Annotated in this window: 19 protein-coding genes, 2 tRNA genes and 1 pseudogene; 9 read left to right on the forward strand and 13 right to left on the reverse strand. The window is 73.0% G+C overall.

Annotation, left to right across the window (positions count from 1 at the left end; genetic code table 11):
* Window positions 1–109 precede the first annotated feature (109 nt).
* The 5 genes from OG946_RS19980 to OG946_RS20000 form a co-directional block, all read right to left on the reverse strand.
* A complete protein-coding gene (locus OG946_RS19980) occupies window positions 110–931 on the reverse strand; it encodes an ABC transporter permease (protein WP_326797418.1) in 822 nt (273 codons plus the stop codon).
* Window positions 928–1,932, reverse strand: coding sequence for an ABC transporter ATP-binding protein (locus OG946_RS19985; RefSeq protein WP_326797419.1), 1,005 nt, complete (start codon window positions 1,930–1,932; stop codon window positions 928–930). Before OG946_RS19985 ends, OG946_RS19980 begins: the two co-directional genes overlap by 4 nt.
* A gap of 141 nt (window positions 1,933–2,073) precedes the next feature.
* Window positions 2,074–2,146: transfer RNA gene (locus tag OG946_RS19990), tRNA-Gly, on the reverse strand.
* A 74-nt stretch (window positions 2,147–2,220) separates the two neighbouring features.
* A tRNA-Gly gene (locus OG946_RS19995) sits at window positions 2,221–2,292 on the reverse strand.
* A 209-nt stretch (window positions 2,293–2,501) separates the two neighbouring features.
* A complete protein-coding gene (locus OG946_RS20000) occupies window positions 2,502–2,819 on the reverse strand; it encodes a histone-like nucleoid-structuring protein Lsr2 (RefSeq protein ID WP_027745315.1) in 318 nt (105 codons plus the stop codon).
* Window positions 2,820–3,140: 321 nt separating this feature from the next.
* Here OG946_RS20000 and purS point away from each other — a divergent pair, with 321 nt between their 5' ends.
* The 3 genes from purS (at window position 3,141) to purL (ending at window position 6,431) form a co-directional block, all read left to right on the forward strand.
* Window positions 3,141–3,410 carry a phosphoribosylformylglycinamidine synthase subunit PurS gene (gene purS, locus OG946_RS20005; protein ID WP_047017143.1) on the forward strand — a complete coding sequence of 90 codons (270 nt, stop codon included), beginning with the start codon at window positions 3,141–3,143 and terminating at the stop codon, window positions 3,408–3,410.
* On the forward strand, window positions 3,407–4,087 hold the full coding sequence (purQ, locus tag OG946_RS20010; protein WP_326797420.1) for a phosphoribosylformylglycinamidine synthase subunit PurQ: 681 nt from the start codon (window positions 3,407–3,409) through the stop codon (window positions 4,085–4,087). The genes purS and purQ overlap by 4 nt, the downstream gene beginning before the upstream one ends.
* A gap of 94 nt (window positions 4,088–4,181) precedes the next feature.
* Window positions 4,182–6,431, forward strand: a complete 2,250-nt coding sequence (gene purL / locus OG946_RS20015) for a phosphoribosylformylglycinamidine synthase subunit PurL (RefSeq protein WP_326797421.1) — start codon at window positions 4,182–4,184, stop codon at window positions 6,429–6,431.
* 29 nt (window positions 6,432–6,460) lie between these two features.
* Here purL and OG946_RS20020 read toward each other — a convergent pair whose 3' ends face one another.
* Window positions 6,461–6,973 (reverse strand): PH domain-containing protein, encoded by a 513-nt coding sequence (locus OG946_RS20020; protein WP_326797422.1) that lies wholly within the window; start codon window positions 6,971–6,973, stop codon window positions 6,461–6,463.
* A 54-nt stretch (window positions 6,974–7,027) separates the two neighbouring features.
* On the opposite strand from OG946_RS20020, the gene OG946_RS20025 reads away from it, so the two are divergent.
* Together OG946_RS20025 and OG946_RS20030 are read left to right on the forward strand one after the other, a co-directional pair.
* A complete protein-coding gene (locus OG946_RS20025; RefSeq protein ID WP_326797423.1) occupies window positions 7,028–7,867 on the forward strand; it encodes a sterol carrier family protein in 840 nt (279 codons plus the stop codon).
* A gap of 81 nt (window positions 7,868–7,948) precedes the next feature.
* Window positions 7,949–8,500: a YciI family protein gene (locus tag OG946_RS20030; protein ID WP_326797424.1), complete on the forward strand. Its 552-nt coding sequence runs from the start codon at window positions 7,949–7,951 to the stop codon at window positions 8,498–8,500.
* 27 nt (window positions 8,501–8,527) lie between these two features.
* Here the strand turns inward: OG946_RS20030 and OG946_RS20035 are convergent, their stop codons facing one another.
* Window positions 8,528–8,971 (reverse strand): DMT family transporter, encoded by a 444-nt coding sequence (locus OG946_RS20035; protein WP_326797425.1) that lies wholly within the window; start codon window positions 8,969–8,971, stop codon window positions 8,528–8,530.
* The gene (locus OG946_RS20040) at window positions 8,968–9,288 is read right to left on the reverse strand and encodes a DMT family transporter (RefSeq protein WP_101422900.1); all 321 of its coding nucleotides are present in this window, start codon (window positions 9,286–9,288) and stop codon (window positions 8,968–8,970) included. The genes OG946_RS20035 and OG946_RS20040 overlap by 4 nt, the downstream gene beginning before the upstream one ends.
* 111 nt (window positions 9,289–9,399) lie before the next feature.
* Here OG946_RS20040 and OG946_RS20045 point away from each other — a divergent pair, with 111 nt between their 5' ends.
* The 3 genes and pseudogenes from OG946_RS20045 to OG946_RS36150 form a co-directional block, all read left to right on the forward strand.
* Window positions 9,400–9,759: a MerR family transcriptional regulator gene (locus OG946_RS20045; RefSeq protein ID WP_326797426.1), complete on the forward strand. Its 360-nt coding sequence runs from the start codon at window positions 9,400–9,402 to the stop codon at window positions 9,757–9,759.
* A 35-nt stretch (window positions 9,760–9,794) separates the two neighbouring features.
* Complete coding sequence (locus OG946_RS20050; RefSeq protein ID WP_326797427.1) at window positions 9,795–10,976, forward strand: hypothetical protein; 1,182 nt, start codon at window positions 9,795–9,797, stop codon at window positions 10,974–10,976.
* A 143-nt stretch (window positions 10,977–11,119) separates the two neighbouring features.
* A pseudogene (locus tag OG946_RS36150) lies at window positions 11,120–12,499 on the forward strand (BTAD domain-containing putative transcriptional regulator); the annotation flags it as partial.
* Window positions 12,500–13,041: 542 nt separating this feature from the next.
* On the opposite strand, the gene OG946_RS20065 reads toward OG946_RS36150, so the two are convergent.
* On the reverse strand, window positions 13,042–13,266 hold the full coding sequence (locus tag OG946_RS20065) for a hypothetical protein (RefSeq protein ID WP_326797430.1): 225 nt from the start codon (window positions 13,264–13,266) through the stop codon (window positions 13,042–13,044).
* A 54-nt stretch (window positions 13,267–13,320) separates the two neighbouring features.
* Here OG946_RS20065 and OG946_RS20070 point away from each other — a divergent pair, with 54 nt between their 5' ends.
* Complete coding sequence (locus OG946_RS20070; protein ID WP_326797431.1) at window positions 13,321–14,037, forward strand: tetratricopeptide repeat protein; 717 nt, start codon at window positions 13,321–13,323, stop codon at window positions 14,035–14,037.
* 357 nt (window positions 14,038–14,394) lie between these two features.
* Here OG946_RS20070 and OG946_RS20075 read toward each other — a convergent pair whose 3' ends face one another.
* From OG946_RS20075 to OG946_RS20090, 4 genes are all read right to left on the reverse strand, one after another.
* Entirely contained in the window at window positions 14,395–14,751 is a 357-nt protein-coding gene (locus OG946_RS20075) for an ASCH domain-containing protein (protein WP_326797432.1), read from the reverse strand.
* Window positions 14,748–15,866 carry a hypothetical protein gene (locus OG946_RS20080; protein WP_326797433.1) on the reverse strand — a complete coding sequence of 373 codons (1,119 nt, stop codon included), beginning with the start codon at window positions 15,864–15,866 and terminating at the stop codon, window positions 14,748–14,750. Before OG946_RS20080 ends, OG946_RS20075 begins: the two co-directional genes overlap by 4 nt.
* Window positions 15,867–16,372: 506 nt before the next feature.
* Window positions 16,373–16,657 (reverse strand): hypothetical protein, encoded by a 285-nt coding sequence (locus OG946_RS20085; protein WP_326797434.1) that lies wholly within the window; start codon window positions 16,655–16,657, stop codon window positions 16,373–16,375.
* Window positions 16,654–16,845: a hypothetical protein gene (locus OG946_RS20090; RefSeq protein WP_326797435.1), complete on the reverse strand. Its 192-nt coding sequence runs from the start codon at window positions 16,843–16,845 to the stop codon at window positions 16,654–16,656. Before OG946_RS20090 ends, OG946_RS20085 begins: the two co-directional genes overlap by 4 nt.
* Window positions 16,846–16,956 lie beyond the last annotated feature (111 nt).

Raw genomic sequence — 16,956 nt, forward strand, 5'->3', positions numbered from 1 at the left:
CGCCCCCTCCGCTCCGCATGCTCCGGCTGCCCCGCTCGGTGTGATCGCCGCGTACGGCCGTACCGTACGCCCACCGCCCCCGGCGGCCGCACGGCCGCCCGCACCCCCCTCACCCGCGCGGCTCCCACCGGAACCACCGCCGCACCGCCCACGCTCCCGCCGCGATCCACGCCGCCGCCACCACGAGCGCCTCGACGACCGCGCCGCCGCCCAGCTCCCCGGTCCAGCCGCCGCGCACCAGCTCCACCACCGGCGACAGCGGCAGCCGCTGTGCCACCTCCGCGACCGAGTCCGGCAGCACCTCGAACGGCACGAACAGCCCCGACCCGAACATCGACACCAGCAGCAGCGGCATGCTCGTCAACTGCGCGCTCTCCGCCGACTTCGTCACCGCCGCGGTCGCCGCGGCCAGCACCGTCAGCATCGCCATCCCCAGGAGCACCCCCAGCGCCGCCAGATGCGGCGCCTCGGGCGCCGGCGAGTCCATCGCCAGGCTCACGGCGACGGCCAGCACCAGGCACTGCGCCAGCGCGACGCACAGGGCGGGCAGCGCGGCGCCGGCGAGCAGCTCGCGGTCGGTGAGCAGGCCGGTGCGCAGCCGCTTGAGCACCAGTTCCTCGCGGCGGGCGACGTAGACGATGACGAGGTTCGCGTACACGACGAAGATCAGCGCGAAGACGACGGCGCTCGGCAGCACGACGGTGGCCGCGGTGAGGCCGGTGTCGGACAGGTCCATCTCCTCGACGGCGGACCGGGTGGCGAACGCGAAGCCCGCCGGGGTGACCAGGGCGCCGAAGAGGACGAGCTTGCTGCGCCACATCAGGGTCAGCTCGGCGCGGCCGATCGAGGCCAGCCGGGCGAGCGGTCCTGGGACGTCGGCGGCACGGTCGTCGAGGTGCGCCGCCGGGGTGGCGGCGGTGGTGGCGGTCATCGGGCGTTCCTCTCGTCGGCACGGACCACGTCGGCGGTGCGCTTCGCGGACGGGGCGCTCTTGCCGCGCCGCCGGTCGTCCACCGCGGCGCCCGCGATCTTCAGGAACGCCTCCTCCAGCGACGCCGACCTGGCGTCAAGACCGGCCAGCTCCACGCCGTTGTCCTGGGCCCACAGCAGCAGCCCTGTCAGCGTCCGCTGCAGCGCGCCCGTACGCAGCCGTACGCTCGTCCCCGCCAGCTCGTGCCCCGTCACGCCCAGCGGCGGCAGCGGCGGCAGGTCGCCCGGCAGCCATCCGGTGGGCAGCCGGAACGAGACGGTCGCCGGGTGCGCGCCGACGATCTCCTCGACGGTGCCGGCCGCGGCGATCTGCCCGCCCGCCATGATCGCCAGCCGGTCCGCCAGCTCCTCGGCCTCCTCCAGGTAGTGCGTGGTGAGCAGCACCGTCGTCCCGTCGGCGCGCAGTTCGCGCACCAGGTCCCACGTCGCGTGCCGCCCCTCGGCGTCGAGCCCGGTGGTCGGTTCGTCGAGGAACAGCACCTCGGGCCGGCCGAGGAGCGCGAGCGCCAGGTCGAGCCGGCGCTTCTCGCCGCCGGAGAGGTGCGCCACCCGGACGTCCCGGCGGCCGGCGAGCCCGACCAGCTCCAGCGCCTCCGCGGTGGGCCGCGGCCGCGCCGTGCAGCCGGCCCACATCCGTACCGTCTCGGCGACCGTAAGCTGCGAGGGCATCCCACCCTCCTGGAGCATCACGCCGGTGTACGGGCGCACCCGCCCGCGCTCGCGGTACGGGTCACGCCCCAGCACCCGCACCTTGCCCCCGCTGGGCTCCGCCAGCCCCTCCAGCAACTCCACGGTGGAGGTCTTGCCGGCACCGTTGGTACCCAGCAGGGCGAACAACTCGCCCCGGCGGACGGCGAAGTCGACGCCGCGCACCGCCTCGAAGTCTCCGTACGTGCGCCGCAGCCCCGTGGCGCTGATCACGTTTTCCTCTGCACTGACCATGCCTTCAGACTTCCGCCGCCGCGGGCGCCGGTGCAGTGCACGCTGTCATCGGACGCGATGACAGATGTCATGGCGGCCGGCTTCCCGGAGGACTTCCGGGAACACGAAAAGAGCCCCGGCCGAAGCCGGGGCCCTCAACTGAGCGGACGACGAGATTCGAACTCGCGACCCTCACCTTGGCAAGGTGATGCTCTACCAACTGAGCCACGTCCGCGTGCATCCGAACAGCTCTCACCGTCCGGCGCGTGCTCCACTCTACCCCACGAACTCACAGGGCTTCTGTGGCGGAGCGGGTGACAGGAATCGCACACTGCGCCTCCCTCTTGGAAAGAGGGCGCTCTACTACTGAGCTACACCCGCGTGGCCTCGGGGGGTCTCCCCTCAGCGCGTGTCCAGACTCTATCCGATCCCGGGGGGCAGATGGCAAGCCGGGCCGGTGAACGGGCGCCAAGACCGCCCGGCGGACGGCCGGATGAGGATCCGCCGGACGGCGGAGGCGGGGGCCGCCAGGCCGGTCGGAAGAGCCGGAAGGGAGTGCCGGAAGAGGGCCGCGGTGTCGGTGGACGCCGTCAGTGGGCGGCTTCGAACGCCTCGTAGACCTTCTTCGGGATACGGCCTCTGGCCGGCACCTCCATGCCCTGCGACCCGGCCCAGGCGCGCACGGTGGCGGGGTTGGGCGCGATGTCGGTGCGGGTGAACGCCCGCCCTGACGCGGCCTGCTTCCGCCCGGCCCGCAGGAAGGGCGCCAGCGTGCTGCGCAGTTTCTTGGCGTTCGAGGCATTGAGATCGATCTCGTACGACTTCCCGTCGAGTCCGAAGTTGACCGTCTCGGTCGCTTCTCCGCCGTCGATGTCGTCGAAGAGGCTGACCACTACGCGCTGCGCCACGAAACCGGTCCTTCCGTCGGTCGCGCCTGCCGCTTTCCTCGCCCGCCGCGACCTGCGCGGAAGACCGGGGCTGCGGGAGCGCCGGCTCATTTGATCAGTGCTTTCCCTTTGTATCGCGACGGATTCTGTTGCGGAAGTCGAGCAATTGGGTCCGCGTGTCACGTCGCAATGCGGACCCTACTTTTATTGGGCCCTTTACCCAAGTGGATATCACGGGCGATGCGGAACCGTAACCGGCCCGACCCATATCTACCCGGGTAGATTTGTCCGCAAGGTACGCTGTCGTCACCGCTTCTTCACAACCCTTACCGGGAGTAGCCAGTGGCCCGCGTCGTAGTCGACGTCATGCTCAAGCCGGAGATCCTCGACCCGCAGGGGCAGGCGGTGCAGCGCGCGCTGCCGCGCCTCGGCTTCGCCGGGATCGCCGATGTCCGTCAGGGCAAGCGCTTCGAGCTCGAAGTGGAGGGACCGGTCGACGACGCCGCCCTCGCGCAGATCAACACGATGGCCGAGACGTTCCTTGCGAACACCGTGATCGAGGACTTCACCGTACGTGTCGAGGAAGTCGCGCACGGGGGAGAGGCGAAGTGACCGCTCGTATCGGCGTCGTCACCTTTCCGGGATCTCTCGACGACCGCGACGCGCTGCGGGCGGTTCGGCTGGCGGGCGCCGAGCCGGTCTCGCTCTGGCACCGGGACAAGGATCTGCGGCAGGTCGACGCGGTCGTGCTCCCCGGCGGTTTCAGTTACGGCGACTATCTGCGGGCGGGGGCCATTTCGCGCTTTGCGCCTGTGATGGATACGGTGGTCGAGCAGGCCAGGTCCGGTATGCCGGTCCTCGGCATCTGCAACGGCTTCCAGGTGCTGACGGAAACTCATCTTCTGCCCGGGGCGATGTTGCGCAACAACCACCTGCACTTCATCTGCAGGGACCAGAAGCTGCGGGTGGAGAACGCCGGCACCGCCTGGACCGCCGAGTACGCCGCGGGCCAGGACATCCACATTCCGTTGAAGAACATCGACGGCCGTTACACCGCGGACGACCGTACGCTCGACGAGCTGGAGGCCACCGGCCGCGTCGTCTTCCGCTACCTCGACGGCAACCCCAACGGCTCGCTGCGCGACATCGCCGGCATCGCCAACGAGGCGGGCAACGTCGTCGGCCTCATGCCCCACCCCGAGCACGCCGTCGAACCCCTCGTCGGCACCGGCCGCACCGACGGCCTCGGCTTCTTCACCTCGATCCTCAAGAGGCTGGTCCACGCATGACGCGCACCCCGCTCGACACCGGAACGGCGAGAAAGCGAGTTCGCGCCCGGAGCCACGACCGACTGGACCCCCGCGCGCGAAGGAGCGAGCGAGCGTGACCCTCGATACCGTCAAGCACGCCTCCGGCAGCCCCCGCACCGAGCAGCCCTGGGCCGAACTCGGCCTGAAGCGGAACGAGTACGAGCAGATCCGCGAGATCCTCGGCCGCCGCCCGACCGGTGCGGAGCTGGCCATGTACTCCGTCATGTGGTCGGAACACTGCTCGTACAAATCGAGCAAGGTGCACCTCAAGCAGTTCGGCGACAAGGCCCCGCCCTCCGACGCCCTTCTCGTCGGCATCGGCGAGCAGGCCGGCGTCGTCGACGTCGGCCAGGGCTACGCCGTCACGTTCAAGGTCGAGTCGCACAACCACCCCTCGTACGTGGAGCCTTACCAGGGCGCCGCCACCGGCATCGGCGGCATCGTCCGCGACATCATCGCCATGGGCGCCCGCCCCGTCGCCGTGATGGACCCGCTGCGCTTCGGCGCCGCCGACCACCCCGACACCAAGCGCGTGCTGCCCGGCGTCGTCGCCGGCATCGGCGGCTACGGCAACTGCCTCGGCCTGCCCAACATCGGCGGCGAGGTCGTCTTCGACCCCTGCTACCAGGGCAACCCGCTGGTCAACGCCCTCTGCGTCGGCGTCATGCGGCACGAGGACATCCACCTCGCCAAGGCCGCGGGCGTCGGCAACAAGGTGATCCTCTACGGCGCCCGCACCGGCGGCGACGGCATCGGCGGCGCCTCCATCCTGGCCTCCGAGACCTTCGACGACGCCAAGCCCAGCAAGCGCCCCAGCGTGCAGGTCGGCGACCCGTTCCAGGAGAAGCTGCTCATCGAGTGCACCCTGGAGGCGTTCCACGAGGACCTCGTCGTCGGCATCCAGGACCTCGGCGCGGCCGGGCTCTCCTGCGCCACGTCCGAGCTGGCCTCCAACGGCACCGGCGGCATGCGCGTCGAACTCGACGTCGTACCGCTGCGCGACGCGACGCTCTCGCCCGAGGAGATCCTCATGAGCGAGTCGCAGGAGCGGATGTGCGCGGTGGTCGAGCCCGCGAAGGTCGACCGCTTCCTCGCCATCTGCGAGAAGTGGGACGTCACCGCCACCGTCATCGGCGAGGTCACCGACGGCGACCGGCTGGAGATCTACTGGCACGGCGAGCAGATCGTCGACGTACCCCCGCGCACCGTCGCCCACGACGGCCCGGTCTACGAGCGGCCGATGGCCCGCCCCGGCTGGCTCGACGCCCTCCAGGCCGATGACGCGGCGAAGCTGCCGCGCCCGGCGGACGGGGCGGAGCTGCGCGCGCAGGTGCTGCGGCTCGTCGGCTCGCCGAACCAGGCGGACAAGTCGTGGATCACCTCGCAGTACGACCGCTTCGTCCTCGGCAACACCGTCCTGGCGCAGCCCGAGGACTCCGGCATGATCCGGATCGACGAGGAGACCGGCCTCGGCGTCGCGCTGGCCACCGACGGCAACGGCCGGTACGCCAAGCTCGACCCGTACGCGGGCGCGCAACTGGCGCTGGCGGAGTCGTACCGCAACGTCGCCGCCACCGGTGCCCGCCCGCTCGCCGTCACCGACTGCCTCAACTTCCCCTCGCCCGAGGACCCGGCGGGCATGTGGCAGTTCGCCGAGGCGTGCCGCGGCCTGGCCGACGCCTGCCGCACCCTGGGCACCCCGGTCACCGGCGGCAACGTCTCCCTCTACAACCAGACCGGCGACCAGCCGATCCACCCGACGCCGGTCGTCGGTGTGCTCGGCGTGATCGACGACGTGGCGCGGCGCACCCCGATGGCGTTCGCCCAGGAGGGCCAACTGCTGTACCTCCTCGGCGAGACGAAGGAGGAGCTGGGCGGCTCGGCCTGGTCGCAGGTGGTCCACGACCACCTCGGCGGGCTGCCGCCGGCGGTCGACCTGGAGCGGGAGCGGCTGCTCGCCGAGATCCTGATCTCCGCGTCGCGCGACGGCATGATCGACGCGGCGCACGACCTGTCGGACGGCGGGCTGGTGCAGGCGGTGGCCGAGTCCTGCCTGAAGGGCGGCCACGGCGCGCGCCTGGTGGTGCCGGAGGGGACGGATCCCGCGGTCTTCCTGTTCTCGGAGTCGCAGGGCCGCGCGGTGGTGGCGGTGCCGCGGAGCGAGGAGATGCGGTTCACGGACATGTGCGGCGCGCGCGGGCTGCCGGCGACCCGGATCGGCGTGGTCGACGGGGACGCGGTGGAGCTGCAGGGGCAGTTCACGCTGCCGCTGGCGGAGCTGCGGGAGACGTACGAGCGGACGATCCCGGAGCTGTTCGCCTGAGTCAGGGGCCGTCCGCTACGGGGGCGGGGTCAGCGCGCAGGCTCCGACCCGCCCCCGAGGGCGTCCACGGCGCGGTAGATCTCGGCCTTCAGCCCCTCCGGGTCCGGTACGTGCCGGAGCGTCATCACGCCCTGCTCGGACGCGGACTGCACGTTGAGGGTCCCGTAGCGCATGATCCGCTCCCACAGGTTGGCCCGGAACGACACGTCGTTCACGCGCGACAGGGGGATGCTGCGGCCGGACTTGGACAGGAAGCCGCTGCGCTTGTGCAGGCGCTTGGTGGTGAGGATGTACATCGTGCTGCGCCACTGCAGCAGCGGGACGAGCCAGAAGTAGCAGGCGAAGATCGCCGCCACCGCCAGCACCCCGAAGCTCGTGTACTTCCCCCAGTCCTCGTCCGTCGGCAGCCACCAGACGAGCGCCCCGGCGGCCACCGCGATGACGCAGAGCGCGAGGAACTCGTTGACCAGCGTGGTCCAGTGCTGGCGGGTCACGTACACCAGCGACTCGTCTTCTGCGAGGTAGCGGTCGGCGATAGGCATGCGCGCATGGTGGCACACGACCGGGTTGTCAGACATCGGTCGTACGCTCCTGTCATGCCGACCGCCAAGCGCAGCGGCGCCCGCAGGGCGCGTACGTACGACCCGGACAAGACGTGGGCGGCGCTCACGGCGCAGGTGCGCGCGCTGAGCGCCGCGGCGCACGCGCTGGACGAGCGCCGGCTCGCGCTGCCGTCGGGCCTGCCTGGCTGGGACGTACGGCTGCTGCTGGCGCATCTCGTCGGCGAGATCGAGACGGTGCCGCGGCTGCTCGCCGAGCCGCCGCCGGCGGCGGTGCGGGCGGCGGTCGACCTGCCGCGGTGGGCGGTGTCGACGGCGGGCGCCGCGGACGACCTGGCGGCGGGCGTCGTACGGGACGCGGAGCGCGTCTCGGCCACGTACGGGGAGGGGCCGGCGGCGCTCGCCTCCGCGCTGGACGCGGCGGCGGAGATGCTGGCGGCGGCCGCGCCGGAGGCCGTACGGACCGACAGGCTGCTGCCGCACCGCTTCGGCCCGATGACCGCGCTCGACGTGACCGTGACCCGCCTCGTCGAACTCGTCGTGCACAGCGACGACCTGTCCCGCGCCACCGGCGCCGACGTCCCGCTGGACCGGGGCGCGGTCGCCGCCGCGGTCCGCGTCCTGGCGGACGCCCTGGCGGCGAAGTCCCCGGGCGCGGCGGTGGAGGTGCGCATCCCGCCGTACGCGGCGATCCAGTGCATCGAGGGCCCCCGCCACACCCGGGGCACGCCGCCGAACGTGGTGGAAACGGACCCGCTGACGTGGATCCGGCTGGCGACGGGGCGCACGGAGTGGGGGACGGCGCTGGTGGAGGGGACGGTCGCGGCGAGCGGCGAGCGGGCGGACCTCACGGAGGTGCTCCCGGTCCTCGCCTGAGCCTCCGGCCTGGGGCCCCGGCCCGGTCGGGACCACGGGCCCGCCGCCCTGACGGCCGTCGCCGGTGGTCAGACTGGGGGGATGGAGTTCTTCTGCTACCACCGGGACCGGCCCGGCTCGCTGGAGCTGCGTTATGAACTGCTCGAAGAGCACTGGTCCTACATGGACGGGTACGCGGCGGAGATGATCGCGCGCGGTCCGACCATGGCCGACGACGGCGAGGTGCCGACCGGCAGCGTGCACATCCTGGACCTGCCGGACGCGCCCGCCGCCCGCGCGTTCGCCTTCGGCGAGCCCGGCTGGCAGGCGGGCGCGTACCGCGACGTGATGCTGCGCCGCTGGCGCAACGCCCTGGGCCGCACGATGTGGGACTTCCCCGGCGGGCGCACGGGCGGCAACCGCTACCTCGTCCTGGGCCTCGGCGCCGGTGAGGCGGCCGACCTGGCTCTGCCGCGGGAGCGGGACGAGTTGATCGCGTACGGGCCGCTGCTGTCGGACGACGGGGACGGGTGGCTGGGCACCGCCGCGCTGCTGCGGGCCCCGGACGCGGGCGCGGCGCGGGCGGTCCTCACGGCGGACGCGTACGCCGCGGTCGAGGTGCACGACTGGCACTTCGGCGGCCGGCCGGAGTGAGGCCGGCCGCCGGCCGCACCGCGGCCGTCACACGGCGGCGGGCCGCTCGGGCGGCCCGGTCTTCCCCGGCTGCTCGGTCTGCTCGGTTCGCTGAGTCGTCGCGGGTTGCCGGGCCCCCTCGGATCGCTCGGTCTTCCCCGGGCCGTCGGCGAGCTTGAGCCAGACGACCCCCGCGATGATCACCGTGAGCCAGAGGGCCTTGGCGGGGGTGAGGGGCTCGTCGAAGAAGACCGGGCTGAGCAGGGCGGCCCCGACGGCGCCGATCCCCGCCCACACCGCGTAGCCGATGCCGACGTCGACGGTGCGCAGGGCGACGCTCAGGGCGTAGAGCGTCAGCAGGAAGAAGACGACGGCGACGAGCGACCACGAGAGCACCGTGAAGCCTTCGCTGCCGCCCACGGACAGGGCGTAGCCGACCTCGAAGACGCCGGCGAGCAGGAGTACGAGCCACGCCCGCGCGCGGGCGCTCATGCCGCACCGCTGAGCTGGAGGCCGACGACCCCGGCGATGACGGCGGCGATGCCGAGGAGCTTGCGCCAGCCGAGGCGCTGGCCGAAGAGGAGGACGCCGAGGACGACGATCCCGACGCCGGCGACGGAGGTCCAGATCGCGTAGCCGGCGCCGACGTCGAAGGTCAGCAGCGCCCGGCTGAGGAGGTAGGTGGCGACGCCGCCGCTGATCAGCGTGGCGGCGGTCCAGGCGGGCCGGGTGAAGCCCTGCGCCTTGCCCGCGGACAGGGCGACGGCGATTTCGAAGACGACGGCGAGGCCGAGATGGAGCCAGTGCATGGCGGTTGTCCTTCGTGGCGATGAGTGACCGAGTCCGGCATCCGATCGTCGGACTTCACACCGGTGTCAAGTGCAAGAATGGAGCCCCGGCGGACGGCCACGGGAGGACTCATGCGCATCGGCGAGCTGGGCGCCGCGAGCGGCGTCAGCACCCGTTCCCTGCGGTATTACGAGGAGCAGGGCCTCATCCGTTCCCGGCGTACCCCCGGCGGGTGGCGGGACTTCGACGGCTCCATGGTCGAGCGGGTGGTCATGATCCAGCACCTGTTCGCCGCCGGCCTGTCCAGCGCCACGATCCACGAAGTGCTGCCGTGCCTGGAGGCCCCGCCCGAGGAGCGTACGGGCGTGATGGAGCAGTTGCTCGCCCAGGAAGTCGAGCGTCTTGAGGCCAAGCGACGGGACATCGACCGCGAACTCGACACCCTGCGGGCGCTCCGCGCCGAGACGGCCCTGGTCGGCGAAGCCCCCTGACCCACGCCTTCCGCGGCGGGTGCCATAGTTGAGTCGTGACGACTCAAGTCGGGGATGACTGGCTGCGCTCCTACGCCGAACTCGCCCTGCGCATCGACCGGCAGTTGGCCGCGTCGGGCGGGGGCAGCGCCCTCATCTACGGCGGTCCGGACGCCTGGCAGGCCGCGGTGGCGGCAGAAGAGCCCGTTCCGCCGGCCCGGCTGGCCGAGGAGTGCGACATCCTCCTGCGCGACATCCCGGTCGACGGCCACCGAGCCGCCTGCCTGGCCGCGCAGCTCACCGCCATGCGCGCGACGGCCCGGCAGCTCGACGGCGCCGAGGTCCCCTTTCCCGAGCACGCACGCGAGTGTCTGGGGGTGGCGGTCGACTGGCAGCCCGAGGACCGGTTCGAGGCCGCCCACGCACGGCTCGCCGCGGCGCTGCCCGCGGGGCCTGGGCCCCTGGCCGAGCGGCTGTACGCCTGGCAGCGGGCCCACACCGTCCCCGCGGACCGGCTCCCGGAGCTGGCCCGGTGCGCGATCGCCGAGACCGTGGCCCGTACCCGCACGCTCGTGGACCTGCCCGACGGGATCGACGTCGACGTCCGGCTGGACCCCGGCCCGCACCGAGGGCACTACGCGGGCGGCAACCGCGGCACGATATACGTCAACGACAGCCTGCCCTTCAACGGAGCCGACCTGCTCTACGTCGTGGCACACGAGGGGTTCCCCGGGCACATCGCCGAATCGCTGCTGAAAGCCACCCACCTCGCCGACCGGCCGGAGCACGCGATCCGCTTCATGATCTCGCCGCCGTTCGTGGTCAGCGAGGGCCTCGGGCTCCATGCCCAGCAGCTCGCCTTCCCCGGCGACGAAGCACAGCGATGGCTGACGGACCAGGTGTTCGCCCCGCTGGGGATCCCGTCGGACGGCAGCGACTTCGCCGCGATCCACGACGCCCGCAACGTCCTGTGGGGAGCCTGGGGCAACGCCGCCCACCTCGCCGCCCGCGGACGGCCCGACGCCGAGCTGGCGGCCTACCTGACCCGCTGGGCCCTGCTCACCGAAGCCGAGACCGCCTGGGCGCTCGGCTCGCTGCGCGCACCCGCCATGGGCACGTACGTGCTCGGCTACTTCCACGGCTGGCGGCTGCTGCAATCGTGGCTCGACCACCCCGACCGGCGACTCCGCGTACGGCAGCTCCTCCGCGAGCCGGTCCTGCCGTCCGACCTGGCCTGACGGCGTGCCTCCCGGCTCGCGCAGCACCCTCCGGCCGCGCCCTCGTTGACCTCCGTCACGGCAGGCGAACCCCGTGGGGGCCCGCTGTTACGGCGTTAGGCTCGGTCGCGGTGCGTACGGGACGTGATCAGGAGGGCCGGGGGATGGCGGCCGTGGAGTTTCGGGTGCTCGGGCCGGTCGAGGTGTGGGCGGACGGCTCCGGGGAGGTACGGGTGCCCGCGGGGCAGCAGCGCGTGCTGCTGACGGGGCTGCTCCTGGACGCCGGGCGCGCGGTGTCCGTCGACACCCTGGGGCGGTATCTGTGGGGCGAAGGCGCGGGATCGGCCGTCACGGTCCGGTCGTACGTAAGGCGGCTGCGCCGGTCCCTGGGGGACGAGGGGCTCATTCGGCACCGGCCGCCCGGTTATCTGCTGGCCGCCGCGGCGGACGACGTGGATCTGCTGCGCTTTCGCGCCCTCGCCGAACGGGCCCGCCGCGTGCCCGCCGACGAGCCGGCCCCGCGCGCGGAGCTGCTGGGCCAGGCGCTCGCGCTGTGGCGCGGGGCGCCGCTCGCCGACATCCGGTCCGAGGTGCTGCAACGCGACGTCGTGCCCGCGCTCGTGGAGGAGCGGCTGGTCGCCGTCGAGGAGTGGGCCGAGGCCCAGCTCGCGCTGGGGCGGTACCAGGACGCCATCGGCGAACTGGCCGTCCACGTCCCGCGGCACCCGATGCGCGAGCGGTTCACCGCCCAGCTCATGCGGGCCCTGCACGGCGCGGGCCGGCAGGCCGAGGCGCTGGAGCGGTACCACCGCGCCCGCGCGCTGCTCGACGAGGAACTCGGCGTCGGCCCGGGCCCCGAGCTGGAGCAGACCCACCTGGCGGTCCTCCGCGACGAACTCCCCACCCCCGTACGGGCCACCGCCCTCACGCAGGCACCCGCCCCGGTCCCCGCGGAACTGCCCGCCGACGCCCCCGCGTTCACCGGCCGCCGCACCGAACTCGACTGGCTGCGCGCCGCGCAGACCGAGGCGCGTACGGTCGTGCTCGCGGGATCCGCGGGAGTCGGCAAGACGGCGCTGGCCGTGCACGCCGCCCACCGGTCGCGCCACGCCTATCCGGACGGCCAGCTCTTCATCGACCTCCGCGGCCACGAGGCGCAGCCCGTACCCCCGGGCGAGGCGCTGCGCCGCTTCCTGCGGGCCCTCGGCGAGGCCGACGAGAGCCTGCCGGCCGACCCGGACGAGCGTGCCGCCCGCTACCGTTCACTCCTCGCCGACCGCCGCATGCTGCTCGTCCTGGACAACGCCGCCTCCGCCCACCAGGTCCGCCCGCTGCTGCCCGGCTCCGCCGGGTCGCTAGCCCTGGTCACCAGCCGCCGCCGGCTGGACGGGCTCGCCGCCATCGACCACGCCCGGCAGCTCTCGCTCGACGTGCTCAGCGAGGACGACGCCGCGGACCTGCTGCGCCGTACCGTCGGCGCCGACCGCGCCCGCGGCCAGGACGAGGCCGTCCGCGTCCTGGCCCGGCTCTGCGACCGGCTGCCCCTCGCGCTGCGGATCGCCGCCGCGCGGCTCCTCGCCCATCTCAGGCGCCCCGTCGACTGGCTGGTCGCGGAGCTGTCCGGCGAGCAGCGGCGGCTGGCCAGCCTGTCCCTCGCCGACGACGAAGCCGCCGCCGTCCCGGCCGCGTTCAGCTCCGCGTACGACGCACTCGACCCGGCCGCCGCCCGGGTCTTCCGGCTGCTCGGACTGCACCCGGGCCCCCAGCCGACCGCCGCGGCGGTGGCCGCCCTGGCGGGGGGTACGGTGGCCGCCGTGCAGCCGGCGCTGGACTCGCTGCTCGCCGCCCACCTCCTCCAGGAGACCCCCGTGCTCCTGGACACCCCCGTGTCCCAGGAAGCCCGGGAGTCCCCCGAACCCACCGCCGTCCTGGCCGTCCGCTACACCCTGCACGACCTGGTGCACCTCTACGCCCGGCAGCGCGCCCACGCCGACGAGCCCGACGCGGAACGCGCCGCCGCCACCGCCCGGCTGCTGGACTTCTACCTCGCCGCCGCCGACGCCGCCGGCCGCCCCCACCAGGCGCACTACCCCCCGCCCGAGCGCCGGATCGAGCACCCCCGGCCGACCCGCTCCCGTTCGCCACCGACGCCGAGGGCCTGGCCTGGCTCGCGGCCGAGTACCCCGCCCTCCGCGACGCCGCCTCCCTGGCCGCCCGCCTCGGCGACCACGAGCGCACCTGGCAGCTCGCGGACGCCCTGTGGTTCCTCCAGCAGCGCCGCCGGCAGTACGAGGACTGGCTCGAACTCCACCGCCTCGGCCTCGCCGCCGCCCGCGCGCTCGACGACGGCGTCGCCACCCAGCGCATGCTGCGCCGGCTGGCCGCCGCCTGCGCCGAGACGCGGCGGTTCGCGGAGGCCGCCGCGTACAACGACGAGGCGCTGGCCCTCGCCCGCGCCGCCGGCGACCCGCGCACCGAGACCCAGGTGCTCAACAACCTCGGCGTCCTCCACTCCCAGATGGGCGAACGGGACCGGGAGATCGAGTACCTCTCCCAGGCCGTCGAGCTGGCCCGTACCCACGGCATCCACGAGATGGAGGCCATGGGGCTCGCCAACATCGCGTTCTCCCTCTCCGACCTCGGCCGTCACGACGAGGCGATCGGGCATGCCGCGGAGGCGCTGCGGATCCACCGGACGCTCCCCGAGGGCGTACCGCGGGCCTCCGCCCTCGGCATCCTCGGCCGGGCCCAGCGGCGCGGCGGCCGGTACGCCGACTCGCTGGCCAGCTACCGGGAGGGGCTCGCCGTCAGCGAGCGCACCGGCGCCTCCTACATGCAGGCGGAGTGCCTGGACGGCATCGGCCTCGCCCTGGTCCACCTCTCCGGCCCGGCCGAAGGGGTGCCCTACCTGGAGCGGGCCCTCGGCCTCTTCACCGCGATGGGCCACCGCCGCGGCGAAGAGGTGCGCGCCGAGCTGGTACGCCTCCGGGGCCCCGGACAGGAGGGGACGCGCGAGTCGCCTGATCCGCATGCCGCCTCCCCCGGGGTTTCTCGTGTGCGTTCGCCTGGTGAGGGGCCGTGAGGGTCCCGCCGCGGCTTCACGAACGACGTTACGAAGCCCCGGTTGCACTCCCGTGCCACATCGGTGGCACGACCGGCAGGCGGGCCTTTCGTTCCCGTACGCCCCTGGTGCGGGCGCCGGAACCGAACGTCACCGGCGCCGCGCCCCCGCCGCCCCGGCCGGAGGCCGGGACGTGATCCGGGCCACGCTCCGGCCGTGCGGGTGTCGGGGCAACCTGCCTTAGACTCGAATACGTGCCACGTGGTGACGGACGACACCGCGCACAAAGGACAGCAACGGCCCCGGCATCCCGTGAGGGACGCCGGGGCCGTCGCCGTGCTGCTCCGGGTCCTGCCCGTCGTGCGGGGCCCGCGGTGCTCAGGTAGGGATGAGTTCGATGCCGATGGCGAGGGCGCCGAGTGCTTCCTTCTCGGGGCCGTAGATACTCCGGATGTTCGCGAGCTGCTGCTCACGTGAGGCAGTCGGGTTGACGTTCTCCGGGCCCTCGCCGTCGAGCAGGGCCTCGAAGGTCGGGTACTCGTTGACGCGGAGTACACGGACGTCGACGGTTTCCTCGGTGCCCTTGATCCGGAACCGGATCACGTCGCCCGCGGCGAGGTCGGCGAGACGCGGGTACTTGACCCGTACCTCGGTCGACTTCTTGCCTGCGGCGACGAGATCGAAATACCGACGGTAGAGGTTCAGCTCGTGAACGCGAGCTGTGGTTCCGGTCATGGTGCGGGAACGCTCCTTGTTGGTGCGGTCATCATCCGGCCGACTTCGCCGGCCGAGTACGAACGGAAGAAGTGCCTTGGGTCTGAGAGCACGATCTCGGTCATGCCGAGCAGGCGCTCGACGTAGTCGTCTACCGTGCCGGGCCACTCTCGGGTGTCGAGCATCCAGGGAGCGGCCCCGTCCGGCAAGGGCGCACGCCCTTCCCGAATGAGGGACTTGGACAGCTTCGCGCCGGTGTCTGTGACGACTTGGGGGCAGAACAGGCGGGCGGGGAGCTGCTGCGGGGCGAGGCCGACGGCCTGTAGGGCGCCGTCGACGAGCTGCGAGCCGAACACCCAGTCGCCGCCCTTGACCATCACGTACAGCGTGCCGCTGTACTTGTCGCCGAGGGACAGCTCTTTCACGAGGTTCCGGTAGAGGGTGGCGAGGTCGAGGTATCCGTCGCCGGTGTCCGGAGCGATGGTGACCTCGTACTCGCCGTGATGCAGGCACTCGGCCGTGACGGTGGCGCGGTCGCGGCTGCTGTCGCGTACGTGGGTGCGCTGGGCGTACTTCTCGGACCAGCCGCACCCCGATGCGGGGCACGGCACGCGGAGGTGAGCGACGCCGGCCGAGGGGGCGAGCCACCAGCGGGCCGCGTCCATGCGGGGCAGGACGCGCAGCCACGTGCGCCGGTAGTGCTCGGTGGCCTGCTGCTCGCTGTATGTCTCGACGGCGTACGGCACGGCCAGGCGCTCAGAGAGCGCGGCGAATAAGGGCCGGTACAGGGTGTCGATCTGCTCGGCGATGGCCTGTTCGCCGAGCGCGTGCGCGTAGGTGCGCATGTACCGGTGACCGGTCGAGGGGTCCGTGACGATGGTGTGCGGGGCGTTGTCCAGCGCGGCGAACCGCACCTCGACCGGCACGCCGAACTTGCCGCGGACCCGTGCTGCCGTGGCGAAGGTGAGGGACTGGACGAGCGACGTCCCGATGTGCGGCGCCCCGTTGATCTGCGTCCCGACACCGAACACGATCCGCTCGGGGGTGCAGCCGAGGACGTGAGGTGTCAGCACGTCCTGAGCGTGTGAAAGCGCGTTGGCAAGGACGGTGTTCGGCGATACCGGGTAGGTGGTCACACTTCCCCCTCGGTTGGGTGGACAGGACGATGCCGCGCCTTGCCGGGCGGCGGGTGGGCGGCGGGTGGCCCGCTCCGGGCCGCCCTCCGCTCCGCGCCGACGTTTCCGGCGGCGAGGGCGGCGGTTAGGCGGCCGGAGCGGAGTCATGGAGGTGGCACCGCGACCGGGGCCGGGGAGTCCGCCGGGTGCGGCTCGGCCTATCCGGGGGCGGGTACCTCGTTCCAGCAATACAGGCACGTGTACGTCTGGCCGTTCTGCGATTTCACCATCGGCTGGCCACAACAGGACATTTGTTCTCCAGTGGTTGGGGGCTGCGGGCGACGTCGGCAAGCAGCTCGTCGTCGGGGCTGCTTGGGTGCCCCGGCCGTGCCGGGGGAGACACGGCCGGGGCCGATGGGGACCGCCCGCCGTGCCGGCGGCGGACGTCTGGCGCGCGCCCGCGGGGTCCGGGCGGGCGACCCGCGCCCGGGGGCTCCAGAGCGACCTCCCGCCCCCGGGCACGGGCGTCATGGGGTTGGCTCGTCCGTCATGTGCGCTTCCCTCCTCGACGGGGACGCGGGGCGGGGCTTCGGCCCGCAGCCCGGGTGCGCGAAGACCATGGACCCTCCGCCGGATTCGCCCGCCTCGCCGACGGACTCGACGGGGCGCTCGTCGGTGCCGAGTTCACCGCAGTGGGTGCAGTAGCGCACCGGGGCGCCCTTCGGGGCGGTCGCGGGGTAGCCGCGCCAGTCCGGCGCCTCCCCGAGGCTCGCGGTGGCCGGCCGCGAGTTGAACGGCTCGGCGGCGGTCACGACTTCCCTCCGCGGCAGCGGGGGCACCGGCAGGGCGGGTAGACGCCGTTGAGCAGAGGGGGGGTGCAGTCCCGGTCGTAGAAGCGCTTCTCCGCCCCCCACGTCCTGCCACTGTCGCGGGATACGCGCAGCGTCAGTAGCGGGCGGGCGGGCTCCTTCTCGACCACGGGCGGACTAGGCTCGCGCATGTCGACGCTCCTTCGTAGCGTTGGCCACGCCCCCGGGCCGTTCGCGCGGTCGCGGGGGTCTGCTGTTCATCGAATCGGTGGCTCCGTTCGTGGGGAGGAGCCACACGGGGG

Source organism: Streptomyces sp. NBC_01808 (assembly GCF_035917395.1).
GTDB lineage: Bacteria > Actinomycetota > Actinomycetes > Streptomycetales > Streptomycetaceae > Streptomyces.

What these genes read in the sequence shown, in the direction of transcription:
- OG946_RS20090 (WP_326797435.1), bottom strand. Translation starts at nt 16,845, where the DNA reads ATGCGCGAGCCTAGTCCGCCCGTGGTCGAGAAGGAGCCCGCCCGCCCG.
- OG946_RS20075 (WP_326797432.1), bottom strand. Translation starts at nt 14,751, where the DNA reads ATGACCGGAACCACAGCTCGCGTTCACGAGCTGAACCTCTACCGTCGG.
- OG946_RS20045 (WP_326797426.1), top strand. Translation starts at nt 9,400, where the DNA reads ATGCGCATCGGCGAGCTGGGCGCCGCGAGCGGCGTCAGCACCCGTTCC.
- OG946_RS20040 (WP_101422900.1), bottom strand. Translation starts at nt 9,288, where the DNA reads ATGCACTGGCTCCATCTCGGCCTCGCCGTCGTCTTCGAAATCGCCGTC.
- OG946_RS20070 (WP_326797431.1), top strand. Translation starts at nt 13,321, where the DNA reads ATGCTGCGCCGGCTGGCCGCCGCCTGCGCCGAGACGCGGCGGTTCGCG.
- OG946_RS20035 (WP_326797425.1), bottom strand. Translation starts at nt 8,971, where the DNA reads ATGAGCGCCCGCGCGCGGGCGTGGCTCGTACTCCTGCTCGCCGGCGTC.
- OG946_RS20020 (WP_326797422.1), bottom strand. Translation starts at nt 6,973, where the DNA reads ATGCCTATCGCCGACCGCTACCTCGCAGAAGACGAGTCGCTGGTGTAC.
- OG946_RS20025 (WP_326797423.1), top strand. Translation starts at nt 7,028, where the DNA reads ATGCCGACCGCCAAGCGCAGCGGCGCCCGCAGGGCGCGTACGTACGAC.
- OG946_RS19985 (WP_326797419.1), bottom strand. Translation starts at nt 1,932, where the DNA reads ATGGTCAGTGCAGAGGAAAACGTGATCAGCGCCACGGGGCTGCGGCGC.
- OG946_RS20030 (WP_326797424.1), top strand. Translation starts at nt 7,949, where the DNA reads ATGGAGTTCTTCTGCTACCACCGGGACCGGCCCGGCTCGCTGGAGCTG.
- OG946_RS19980 (WP_326797418.1), bottom strand. Translation starts at nt 931, where the DNA reads ATGACCGCCACCACCGCCGCCACCCCGGCGGCGCACCTCGACGACCGT.